The organism is Methylocaldum sp. (assembly GCF_039794385.1).
GTDB lineage: Bacteria > Pseudomonadota > Gammaproteobacteria > Methylococcales > Methylococcaceae > Methylocaldum.
Genome location: NZ_JBDIVO010000159.1, coordinates 1 through 10,146 on the forward strand (window position 1 = coordinate 1; position 10,146 = coordinate 10,146).

The following is a 10,146-nucleotide window of genomic DNA, read 5'->3' on the forward strand; positions in this document are numbered from 1 at the left end:
AGCCGGTGTGCCCACGCCGTGCTCCACCTGCTGCGACAGCGGGTTTATGGCCTGTGCCAAGGCTATGAAGACCTCAACGATCACGACACCTGGCGCCATGACCTGGCGTTGCAGACGGCCTGTGAACTGAAGCTTTGCGCGCGATTTGACACACTTTTGCGGACGATTTGACACACAAAAACCCGCTAAAGTCGCGCTTGAATCCGCCGGCCCCCGCGCTTATCCTCCCCGTCGTCTTCACCGCCTCGGTACATGGCCCATGACGACTTGCCGCGAACAACTGGCCCGCTATTCCGGCGGGTTTGCCTGCTTTGCCCTGCTGGCCTGCCTGGCGCTCAAGGCCGATAGCGCTATCTATTTCTGGCTGGTCATCACGCCCTTTTTCATCTGGCTTTGGGCCAGCCGGCTCTGGGGTGTCGCCCTGCTCGGTTTCCTGTTCGGCCTCAGCCAGTGAGGCGGTCGGGGCCGGAGACTCGCCCTCAGTCACGGAACCAGGTCCCGATCAGCCGACCCACCCAGCGTAATGGGGCCGGGAAGGCGACGCTTAACAGGCGGCGCCCGCCGCCTTTCGCGCTCTCCCGCGCCTTTAGGGGCTTGGGCGGGTCCGCCAGCTCGGCCTTGGTGGGATTCAGGCGGATCTCCTCCGCGCTGAAGGGCTTGGCGCCGGGATATGCCATTTTGCCGGCCGCCGCCCAATCCGCCATGTAGGGGATCATCACGCAGCCGCAGTTGATGGTTTCCGACGCGGGCGCCTTGGGATCGTGGGGAAACCGCAGCCGGACACCGCCGGTCTCTTCGTCCACCACCTTCTTGCGGCCAAGCACGAACGGTTGATCGACCGGCCGGATTTGACCATCGGTCAGGTCGTGTGAAAGCCGGGAATGGACTTTGCCGCTCCGCCGCCACATCTTCATCAGGCCAGGGACGACTTCGGCGGCCTGCATAAGCCGTTCATGGGAGGCGACGGCGAAGAGGCGGCCGAGTTCCGTGCGCGCGATGGTGCGCGCCCTGGCGCGGGACTGTTCGCCCAGCACCTGCTCGATGGCGTTGATCGCGTCGCCCGGCGACTGGGCGCCGGTCACCACCAAGCCGAGTTGGGTGCCGATCCGGCCGGCCGCCTCCGCCGTGATATTGGCGATGCGGCCGACCGTGAACGTCCGGATCGCCACCAGTTGGCGGGGATCGAGCGCCGGCAATCGCCCGGCCACGCTCAGGCCGGCCGCGGCCATCGGATCGTCGACGAGCCGTTGCCCCAACGTCCAGGCGTCGCCCGACGCCTGGCTGAGGGTCTGTCCGGCTTGTTCGCCGAACACCTTTAAGGTCGCCTCGATTTCCTGTTGGAGCTGCGGCAGATACCAAAGCTGATAGTCGCTCGGCTGGCGGGCCAGGGTCAGCCGAACTTGGGCGAGCGCCTCCTCGAGCAAGCGCACGATGTCCGCGTAAGTGTCCCGCAGCAGCGCGGTCCGGCGTTTCAAGACCGCCTTTTGCACCTGGCGAAACACTTTTTCACGCTCGTCTTTTGCCGTCATCGGGCAGTCCCCGAGGCCAGCTGTTGCACCACGTCTCGGATCGCCTCGCGGTAGATGCCCCGGACGTCATCACCGTGTCTTCGGATGGTCTCCGTGAACATGAAGGCGCCCTTGGTGCCGCGCTTCGAAATGGCGCGGGCGACCAGCCAGGCCGTTTCCTCGGCCTCCTTGCCGGTCTCCCCGAGCTTGGCGTGCACCCAGTCGACCAGGGAACGCGGCAATTCGTTGCGCTCCTTGTCCCAGGGGAAATGCGGCCGGGTGCCCAATTCCACCGGGATGGCATAGTTCAAGGGCGTGCCCACCACGCCGATGACGCCGACCGGCGCCACGCCCAAGCCGTTGCTGATCCGGGTTTCGCTGAAAATGCTTTCCCTCAGCGCGCCCAGATCACCGGTGGGCGTTCGCTCCTTCACCTGGCCTTCCAGGAAATGGGTGGCCTTCACGGTGGCGCGGTGTAATGCCTGCAAGGTCAGATCGGGCGCGCGCTCCAGCAGGGCCTGGATTTCCTGGAAACCTTCAAGATCGATGTGCATGTCCATGGGCTTACTCCGGTGTGCCGTCCGGCTCGGTAAAGACATCGGCCTCGGCCTGGGCGGACTGCTCCTCGCGCGCCGCCCGCAATTCCGCCGCCGCGTCGATCTCGACGCCCAACCGTCCGGCGACCAGGCCGATCAAGCGGACGGCGGTTTGAGCGGTCATCAGGTGGCGCTCGACCGCTGCGGCCGCGGCCATGACCACTTGCTGCAAGGCGGCGGCATACTTCGCGGTGTCTTTGGCGACCATTTCGGGGAAGATGGCGGTCACCGACCAGGCCGGGGCGGCGAAATCCGGATCGCCCTCGCCATAGGCCATGGCCTTTTGGCGCAGTACGTACCGCCCGATCGACTCCAGGATATGCTTGATCACCCGCTGGCGCATCGAAAGCACCTTGAACGTCGGCTCGCCCATGCTTTCGCCGGTCGACCGGTTCACGTCGCCGCCCCCGCCGTACCAATGCTCCGGCACGGTCGCCCCTCCGAGCACATGGTTGCGGAACAGCCGGGCGTTTTCGCTGGAATCCTGGGCGTTTAGGCTCGGCGTCACGGCCGCCCAGATTTCCGCGTCGTTATGCACCCGTACCGATCCCGGCGCCGGCGGATAAATCTCCTTCGACCGTTTTGCCACCTCTTCGGGCGTCGCCCCGGTAAGCGTTACATCCCACAGAAATGCCCGCATGAAACTGGCGCGGTCGAGTTCGCCGAACAAGAACTGCTCGTAACCGTCCAGCCAATCGATTTGCGCCAGGAGATCCGAGCGCCCGCGGCGACCGTTGGACAGATCGTTGATGGTGAAATAAAACGCCTCGCCGTCGCTGAACGTCTGGCGAATCTCCTGGGTGCGCGCGCTGAACACGTCTTCCGGACCGTTGATGATGGTGCGGTAGCGACGGGCCATGCCTTTCTTATCCTTCACCGTCACGATGCCGATCACCTGTGAGCGGTTGTCCGGATCGGTCACCACCGTTTCGATCAGCGCCGGGTCCAGATAGCCGAGGCGGACATGGCCGTTCATCTCGTTGACGAAGGTCGGATAACATTGCTCGCCGTAGAGCGCCAGCTCCCGCACCTTCTGCGGCAGCTTCAGGTCCATCTCGTTGATCGGGTCCTTCCAGAACCGGTCTAACACCTTTTGGTTCTCCTCATCCTTGACCGTGAGCTGGACCCCTTCCGCCAGCAAGTAGGCCACCGGCAGCTCGATCAGTCGGTTCGCCAGCAGATTCGCTTCCCAGAGATACAGCGCCATGTCCCGCATACGTTTTTGGGTCATGGGCGACAGATCCCGATCGACGTCCCCGGTCAGCCGGCGCCATTGGTCTTCATCGTTGTCGACGGTCACCCCGACCGCCTCGCGGAGATGGGCCTTGGCCGGGGTTGAAACCGCCTCGCGGAAGGCCGAAAGCCCTTGGCTGATCGATTCAAACCATTTGATCACAGTCACCTTTTCCGCTTGAAAAATCGTGGGTGGCGATGGGGGGACATGTCCGGGCTTACTCGGACGTGCGGGACCATCGCCGTGTCCCCGCGTTCCATATCCGTCCCTTCGCCGCGGCCTATGGAACGCCTCTCTCGGCCGCGGCGGGAGCGCCTCGGAGTTACGGCACGGTGGACTTGTAGATGCCCCGGTAGTCCACCACCGTACCGCCGTAAATGTGCCGAATCTTGAAAACCAGCTTGTCGTGGCTGAACAGGCTGCCGGCGCTGGGATTGTCCGCGACGAAGACCTCCGGATCTTCCTGACCGTCCAAGAAGGCCAGCTCGATCACCGGCGCTTCGGCCGGATCGGCCACCAGCGCCCAATCGTTGGGATCGGTCCAATACCAGATCGGCACGATCTCGATCTTGCGGGACTGGATGAACGTCTTGTCCTGGTTGGTGGTGCGCCGGAACAGGTTGAACGCCGTTTCCTCGGCATCGAACGGCACCAGCAGAGAGCGCGGCTGGAGGTCGAGCCGATCGCCGCTGCCCGGCTCCCCCTGGGCGCGCATCGCGTTGATGCCGGCCGCCAAGGACACCGCCGATAGCGGAGCGCTGCCGCTGTTCTGGTGCTGCGCGTCATACAGCGGCAGGTTGTCGTAAATGACCGGATTGGTCCGGATCAAATCCAGGACAAACTTGCTCGCGGTCCGGTGGGCGGTATCGGCCAGCTTTTTCGGAATGCTCCGGATCAACTCCGAATTGTCGGCCCGGATGGCTTCCAGGGTAATATCCTCCGTGCCGCCGCGTTTCTGCACGCTGTAAGTCGCCACGTCATCGGTCGGCGGCGTGAGCGCGGGATAAGACGATCCTTGGCTCACCTCGGGCAGATCGCCGTAGCCGCCCCAGCGGGTGCGTTCCTGCGTCCTGAAGTCGGTCACGTCGCGGGCGATGCTCGCGATCTTGCGCCACACGGCCCAGCGCGAAAACCGGTTTTGGTAGTCGGCGATCATGCGGCGGCGGATGGCGCTCGACAGCACATTGGCCAAGGCGTCGGTCGTGAGCGCCTCGCGAAAGCCGGTCATTTCGCCGAACCGGGCGGCATCGATGTCCTCGACGCGGCCGGTGCATTTCCGATCGCCCGTAATGGCGATGTAGCACTCCTTGAAGCTCCGCACGTGGGCGTTATCGGGATCGAAAAAGGCGTGCAACATCCCTTCGGCGTTGGACACCGCCTGGTAGCGGGAGGAAAAAGCGTTCATGGGCAGCGGCTCCGGGTTTAACGGGTGGGATGGATAAAGCCGGCCTCGCGCAGCAGGGCTTCGACCTTCGCAGTGCGCAGGGCGGCTTCCTCGGCGAATGCCTGATTGCCACCGTCGAGGTGGGGCGTCAGCGTCGTGCCGGAGAACGGGACGATTTGCGGCAGGTAGACGCGGCGGTCCCAACCGTTGCTGTTGCCGGTGAGGTGCCGCATCATCACGCGGTGGATCGCGGCGATCATCAAGAGGGCCTCGCAGACTTCGGGCACCGCTTTTTGGTAGCGGTCCGCGTACTGCACATAGAGCTTGTCCAGGTATTGTCCCAGCTCGCTTTGGTAGGCGCGCCGGGCCTCCGGCAAGGCCCGGTCCACCGCATCGATCCTGCCCTGTAGTCGCGCCGCGATGGCTTCGGCATCGGCGAGGCGTTGCCGCAGCGCTTGAACCTCCTCTTGCAAGCTTTCGGCGCGGGCGCGAAGGTCGGGATCGCTCTCGACGCGCAGTTGCGCCAGGAGATCGAGACGTTCGTTTTCGAGGGTCTGAAGCTCAGCCGTCCATTCGGTCGCCTGCGTCTGCTCTTGATGGCGTAACGTTATCAAATGGGACCGATGGTCCAGCAGCTCGCCAAGGCGGGCCGGGCTCGCGTCCGCGTTCTGCGGCGGGTCAGTTTCCGGGGGTAGAGTCGCTTTGTGCGGGTGGTTCATGGGACGCTCCAGTCGTGGGGTTGGGATGATCTACGGATGATGGGTCGGCCGGGCGTTGTTTCCAGCGCTCCAGCCAGGCTTTGAGGTCGGCGGCCGGGAAGATCCGGCTGCCGCCTTTTTTCTCTTGCAGGAAGGGCGGTCCCTTGCGCTCGGCCAGTAGGCGATAGAGCCGGGACTTGCCGATTCCGGTGACGATCACGACTTCCTTGAAGCTCAGGGGAAAGCCGGCTTCAAAGCGGGCCAGGGCCTTTTGACCGTCGCCCGTGACGGTCCGGTCGGACCGGCGCCGCGTCTTCGTGCGTCTAGCCATGCGCGTCCTCCCGGCAACTGTTCGGCGCAGCGCGGCACAGCGTGGACACGCCGGGCGCCAAGAAAGGCCGTTCAGGGTGAAGGGCCATCATGCGGGCACCTTCCGGCGGTGGCTGGCGATCACCTGGGAGATGATGCGGTCGCTGACGCCGTGAGCTCTTGCGAGTTCGTTCCGGGTTGCGCCATTGGCATGGGCTTTCAGGATAGCCCGATCACGCAGTACCCGTTGAAGGTGGACCGCTCTCGGAATGTGCAGAGATTCCGTTCGATAGCGGCCGACGAGTTGGCAGGCCGCCGGGAAGCCGATTGCCTTGGCCAGGTCGGAGGTCTCGGTTACGGTGGTCGGTAAATAAAGGGTCGTTCCGCCGTAATGCCGGATGAGCGCCACCACCGCGTCGAGCGGAATGACCTCCGCCATGTCGCGCATGGATTGGGGCAGGTATTGAATCAGCTCGGCATCGAGTTCGACGGTTTCCATGAGGCTCATGGAAACATTTCAGCAGGGGCGGCGGCAGATGAAGGATTTCATCTGCGCGATTTTGGCGGGAGCGGAAGGCTTTCATACTCTGCAAGAAACTTTCACTCGGAGCAATTCGCGGCTACCCCGTTCCCAGCCGCGCAGAAACCGTCAAGAGACGATCCAAATCCCCGAAGGTTACCTGCGCTAAAACCGGGCGTCTCGACGCGTCAGGGTGGCGTTACCGTCGATGTCTTCCCCAAGGCTCCAGGCTGCTCATCAGGTCCGGGGCACCACCCCCGGACGACCGGGACCGAAGTCCCGGTTTCGCGGTTTAGTCGGTATCCTGGGAAGAGTGGACGCGCTTGAATTCGAGGAGCTCCATCGCTTCCTTGTAACCGGTTTTGAGGTTCTGATTAAGCAAATCGATCAAGACCGCGAATTCCTCCCGATCCACGCCAGCCAAGGTTTGACGGCTCCCCCGCTTGTCCCACGGACACTCGGGAGCCACGACCGCAGACAACGCATTCAGAGCCATGCGTACATTGTCGATCTTGTTCAGTTGCTCTTCCATAGCATCGATCTCCACCTTTACATATCGCCCCGTCATGAACGTTCTCCTGAAGATGCCGCAGCCGACTGCAAGTCTTCCCAGTTATCGAGAAGCCGAAAAAGGGCCTCCGCCTTGATTTCAATCGCGTGGAGCAGCTGCTTGGCGCGTTCGATCAGTTCGTCCTGATCGATCCGATGATCCGGGTTATACAGCGCCCAGTTGATGGCCCAAGCCTGGGCATGGATTTCCCGAGCCTCGTAATAGGCGAAGTCCATGAACTCGCCGAACGAACCGAAGCGCTCCATGCTGCGGTTTGGGTCTTTGTTCATCGTGTCACCTTTGTTGTTCTGCCAGGCTCCGCCGAGCACGGGCCTATCGAGCCGGCGGCCATAAGGTCCGTATTTAGCGCTCATTCACTACCTCCACGGCGGCGGAATCGCCGTCTTCGGAAACCGCCGCAGGGTTCAAGGCGTACTCCTCCTGCGTGTTGGGGTCGAAAAGGCTGCTGCTCTTCTGTCGCCAAACCGGGGCCAACGGCCCTGAATCCCGCACCAGGAGATACCGATATTGACCGTTACTGGTCGGCGCCGTCCCCTTTTCTCGTCGTAGCAGGCGGGTTAAGAAGCCGGCGGCGTGGAGCGTTCGAAGGTACTTGTTGAGATTGGATTCGGCGGCTTGCTCGCTGCCGTCGCACAGCACCTGGCACAAGTCGTTTAGGCTAAACTTCTGCTTGTTCCGCATCAGCCGCCACGCTTTTAGCCGCAGCCCCCGCGTCCGGGTGCGGGGCATGGCGGATCGCGGGCCGCTTTTGAGGGTGCCCCCTTGCTCCAAGGCCAGCCGTCCCGCCTCGGTCATCTGATAGCACCCCGGCCGTAGCCGGCTGATAAGTTCCCGCCGGACCAGAATGGCGCAACTGTCTGCAACTTGACGATGGGTGAGTCCAGCGGCCTCGGATAGGCTTGCGCAAGTCGCCTCCCTGCCCTCCGCTGTTAGTTGTTCGATGGCCGCCAGCAAGGTTTGTGCAACAAAAGCCATTTAGCGCCCTCCCGTCAATTTGACCGCGCGCGGGCGGCGGGCCTGCCAATCGTGGGTCAGCACCTGGCCGACCATATCGGCCAGGGCGACTTGCTTTTGGCCATTGCGAAGCGCCGTGCGCTCGACCGTGGCGATGGCGTTCAGGAGCTCGCGCATGCGGCCGGCGCTTTGGCGGTGGATCTCGGCGCAGAGATCGTCCGCGATGGCCACTTCGCTCAGCTCCGTGCAGGTCAGCCGCACGTCGTCCGGGGTGGCCGGCTGAAAGGTCACGACCTGCGCAATCCGGCTCGAAATCTGAAGGTGCCGGCTGATCTTGGTTTGTGCCTGTTCCATGCCGATCAGAATGGCCGGCGTTTCGGTCAGGTCGGTCAGATCGCGCAACCCTTCCAGCACGGCCGCGTTGTCGCGGAGCGCATGTTCCACCTCGTCGATCACAATAGGGATTTGCTGCTGGCCCACAGTGGCCAGCAAACGGGAGAACAGATCCTTGGGAAAGCGGGGCGGATCGATACCTAGCCGTTGCGCCAGTTCGTGGAAAAAGTAACTCGGCGTCCACTCGACCTTGGCGCGGAGATACACCGCGCCGGTTTCGGCGGCCCAATTGTCCACCGTGGCCGACTTGCCGTGGCCGGCTTCGCCGGTGATCAGCATCCAGCCAGCCTCGGCGGCCCCCCGGTTTTCGACGGCCGTGATGCCGGCCCGGAAGCGTTTGTAGTTCGATACTTTTACAAAGTGTTTTCGCATTGCTAAACTCTCATCTGCTTGTGTGCGGCGCCCCTTTCGAGGGGGCGTCGTTTTTTGCGTTGGTCGCCTAGGTAGCGTCACTATCCTGGGCGACCGCTTCTTTTCCGTACAGCGCACCGGGTTTCATGTGGCCGTACAAGTCCTCCCATTCGGACGTGGTGCGATACCACGCCAGCCATCCCTGGTCTTCCCTGCTGATCTCCCGGGGCCGATCCATCAGCCACTCGTATTTTTCGTAATCGGCCGCGAACATCGGGCGGCTGACGCCAATCAACTCGGTGACGTTGTCGTCGTTCGGCATGCCCGTTGGCCACGTGTCCCCGGATCGGGGCAGGGCCGTCGAGGGCAAATGGTCCAGAACGGTGGAAGGGCGTTGGGCCTCGATGGCTTCGGCCTTCTTGCTCAAGCGCTTGAGCTGGGCATCGGCGCGCTTCTCGAACGCCATTTCGTAGACGCTTCGCGGTCTCGGGTTACGGCTTTCGTAAAGGGCCGCTTCGCCGATCAGCATTCCATCACGGTCTTTGACCCAAACCTTGCTGCCGTCCATGATGTCGTAGGCCACCTGGACCGAGTGCCCGTTCCAGTGTTCAAGATCGGGATGCCAGTAACGCTGGCCATACAAGGTGACCGCCCCGCGCCGCACGGTTACCCGCTCATGCGGCCGGAACAGATCCTGTAAATCGTCCTCGTCCAACAATGTCAGCTCGGCGCCCTGGGCCAGGGCTTGGTTCCAGGCTTCGCGCGGCGTTTGATGGCGCCTCAGGCCGGTTTGGGGATCGCGGATTTTCGGAAGGAAGCTGTGCGGTTTGTCGTTGAATTCCTCGCAAACCTGCGTTAGCCAGTCCACGGCTTGCTGATAGCTGTCAAAGACAAGGCCCTTGCCGGTCCGTTGGACTTGGCGCTTGAAGTTCAAACGCTCCTTCGGCGTGTGGGCCTTGACCATCTTGCCGACCAACTTGCGGACATTCCGATGGACCTTGCCGTCCATGCTCGGATGTTGATACGTGGCCAGTTCCTTGCTGCGGCTGTCCAAGTACTTGTTGAAGTTCTCGCAAATGCCGTTGCCCTGGCTATTGCCTACCCTGGGGTGAGTAATGTGCAGGCCGGCCCGCGCCGCGATGGAACTCACCGGATCGAGGCTCATGCGATCGTTCTTAACCGAGCCGGTCGAGTCGGTTTGCAGCACGGCCGGGACGCCGCCGACCCGGATGCAATGCTCCAAGCCCCTGGCGATCACCAGGAACGATTCGGATAGCCCCACCGAGGGAGGAAAAACGAAGCGGGTCGCAAAATCGTGGAAGTGCCAGCATTCCAGCACCACGAAATCGCCGTTTACCGGGTGCGGCGCCGTGAAATGGGTGCTCCAGCCGTCCGCATGAACCTCGTCCATGGGGGCCATGCCGTCCGCCGTGCGGCGATGACAGAACTTGTGGACGGCCAAATCCGATCCGGTGTGCCGGCCTTTCAGCTGATCGATGGCGGAAAACTTCTCTTTGAAGAAGCGGTAGACCTGCCAGTAGGAGACGGCCCCCTCGCCCAGTTGCTTTTGAATCGCTTCGGCGATCGCCGACAGACTCATGCCTTGCGGCCGCTGGCGCAGTTCCAGG

General features: G+C 62.9%; 13 protein-coding genes, 1 other RNA gene and 1 pseudogene. 2 read left to right on the top strand and 13 right to left on the bottom strand.

The genetic code is table 11. From position 1 onward, the window contains the following. Both ABJK70_RS13950 and ABJK70_RS13955 read left to right on the top strand, forming a co-directional pair. Positions 1-120: pseudogene (locus ABJK70_RS13950) on the top strand (transposase); the annotation flags it as partial. A 139-nt stretch (positions 121-259) separates the two neighbouring features. Continuing rightward, positions 260-454, top strand: a complete 195-nt coding sequence (locus ABJK70_RS13955; protein WP_347258269.1) for a hypothetical protein — start codon at positions 260-262, stop codon at positions 452-454. A 25-nt stretch (positions 455-479) separates the two neighbouring features. Here the strand turns inward: ABJK70_RS13955 and ABJK70_RS13960 are convergent, their stop codons facing one another. The 13 genes from ABJK70_RS13960 to ABJK70_RS14020 form a co-directional block, all read right to left on the bottom strand. Next, positions 480-1,529: a phage minor head protein gene (locus ABJK70_RS13960; RefSeq protein WP_347258270.1), complete on the bottom strand. Its 1,050-nt coding sequence runs from the start codon at positions 1,527-1,529 to the stop codon at positions 480-482. Beyond that, positions 1,526-2,068, bottom strand: coding sequence for an HK97 gp10 family phage protein (locus ABJK70_RS13965; RefSeq protein WP_347258271.1), 543 nt, complete (start codon positions 2,066-2,068; stop codon positions 1,526-1,528). Before ABJK70_RS13965 ends, ABJK70_RS13960 begins: the two co-directional genes overlap by 4 nt. A 4-nt stretch (positions 2,069-2,072) precedes the next feature. Then, entirely contained in the window at positions 2,073-3,500 is a 1,428-nt protein-coding gene (locus ABJK70_RS13970; protein ID WP_347258272.1) for a hypothetical protein, read from the bottom strand. Between the two features lie 160 nt (positions 3,501-3,660). Then, positions 3,661-4,743 (bottom strand): hypothetical protein, encoded by a 1,083-nt coding sequence (locus ABJK70_RS13975; protein ID WP_347258273.1) that lies wholly within the window; start codon positions 4,741-4,743, stop codon positions 3,661-3,663. A 17-nt stretch (positions 4,744-4,760) separates the two neighbouring features. Further along, positions 4,761-5,441 (bottom strand): hypothetical protein, encoded by a 681-nt coding sequence (locus tag ABJK70_RS13980; RefSeq protein ID WP_347258274.1) that lies wholly within the window; start codon positions 5,439-5,441, stop codon positions 4,761-4,763. Then, complete coding sequence (locus ABJK70_RS13985) at positions 5,401-5,751, bottom strand: helix-turn-helix domain-containing protein (RefSeq protein ID WP_347258275.1); 351 nt, start codon at positions 5,749-5,751, stop codon at positions 5,401-5,403. Before ABJK70_RS13985 ends, ABJK70_RS13980 begins: the two co-directional genes overlap by 41 nt. 87 nt (positions 5,752-5,838) lie before the next feature. Next, positions 5,839-6,237, bottom strand: a complete 399-nt coding sequence (locus tag ABJK70_RS13990; RefSeq protein ID WP_347258276.1) for a Mor transcription activator family protein — start codon at positions 6,235-6,237, stop codon at positions 5,839-5,841. A 236-nt stretch (positions 6,238-6,473) separates the two neighbouring features. Then, positions 6,474-6,540, bottom strand: an RNA gene (locus ABJK70_RS13995) — hammerhead ribozyme type II. A 1-nt stretch (position 6,541) separates the two neighbouring features. Further along, positions 6,542-6,817: a hypothetical protein gene (locus ABJK70_RS14000; RefSeq protein WP_347258277.1), complete on the bottom strand. Its 276-nt coding sequence runs from the start codon at positions 6,815-6,817 to the stop codon at positions 6,542-6,544. Then, complete coding sequence (locus ABJK70_RS14005; RefSeq protein ID WP_347258278.1) at positions 6,814-7,173, bottom strand: hypothetical protein; 360 nt, start codon at positions 7,171-7,173, stop codon at positions 6,814-6,816. The genes ABJK70_RS14000 and ABJK70_RS14005 overlap by 4 nt, the downstream gene beginning before the upstream one ends. Further along, the gene (locus ABJK70_RS14010; RefSeq protein WP_347258279.1) at positions 7,163-7,795 is read right to left on the bottom strand and encodes a hypothetical protein; all 633 of its coding nucleotides are present in this window, start codon (positions 7,793-7,795) and stop codon (positions 7,163-7,165) included. Before ABJK70_RS14010 ends, ABJK70_RS14005 begins: the two co-directional genes overlap by 11 nt. Further along, positions 7,796-8,539 carry an ATP-binding protein gene (locus tag ABJK70_RS14015; RefSeq protein ID WP_347258280.1) on the bottom strand — a complete coding sequence of 248 codons (744 nt, stop codon included), beginning with the start codon at positions 8,537-8,539 and terminating at the stop codon, positions 7,796-7,798. Between the two features lie 67 nt (positions 8,540-8,606). Beyond that, on the bottom strand, positions 8,607-10,146 hold a 1,540-nt coding region (locus ABJK70_RS14020), incomplete at its 5' end, for a Mu transposase C-terminal domain-containing protein (protein ID WP_347258281.1).

What these genes read in the sequence shown, in the direction of transcription:
- ABJK70_RS13960 (WP_347258270.1), bottom strand. Translation starts at nt 1,529, where the DNA reads ATGACGGCAAAAGACGAGCGTGAAAAAGTGTTTCGCCAGGTGCAAAAG.
- ABJK70_RS14010 (WP_347258279.1), bottom strand. Translation starts at nt 7,795, where the DNA reads ATGGCTTTTGTTGCACAAACCTTGCTGGCGGCCATCGAACAACTAACA.
- ABJK70_RS13985 (WP_347258275.1), bottom strand. Translation starts at nt 5,751, where the DNA reads ATGGCTAGACGCACGAAGACGCGGCGCCGGTCCGACCGGACCGTCACG.
- ABJK70_RS13990 (WP_347258276.1), bottom strand. Translation starts at nt 6,237, where the DNA reads ATGAGCCTCATGGAAACCGTCGAACTCGATGCCGAGCTGATTCAATAC.
- ABJK70_RS13975 (WP_347258273.1), bottom strand. Translation starts at nt 4,743, where the DNA reads ATGAACGCTTTTTCCTCCCGCTACCAGGCGGTGTCCAACGCCGAAGGG.
- ABJK70_RS14000 (WP_347258277.1), bottom strand. Translation starts at nt 6,817, where the DNA reads ATGACGGGGCGATATGTAAAGGTGGAGATCGATGCTATGGAAGAGCAA.
- ABJK70_RS14005 (WP_347258278.1), bottom strand. Translation starts at nt 7,173, where the DNA reads ATGAGCGCTAAATACGGACCTTATGGCCGCCGGCTCGATAGGCCCGTG.
- ABJK70_RS14015 (WP_347258280.1), bottom strand. Translation starts at nt 8,539, where the DNA reads ATGCGAAAACACTTTGTAAAAGTATCGAACTACAAACGCTTCCGGGCC.
- ABJK70_RS13980 (WP_347258274.1), bottom strand. Translation starts at nt 5,441, where the DNA reads ATGAACCACCCGCACAAAGCGACTCTACCCCCGGAAACTGACCCGCCG.
- ABJK70_RS13965 (WP_347258271.1), bottom strand. Translation starts at nt 2,068, where the DNA reads ATGGACATGCACATCGATCTTGAAGGTTTCCAGGAAATCCAGGCCCTG.
- ABJK70_RS13955 (WP_347258269.1), top strand. Translation starts at nt 260, where the DNA reads ATGACGACTTGCCGCGAACAACTGGCCCGCTATTCCGGCGGGTTTGCC.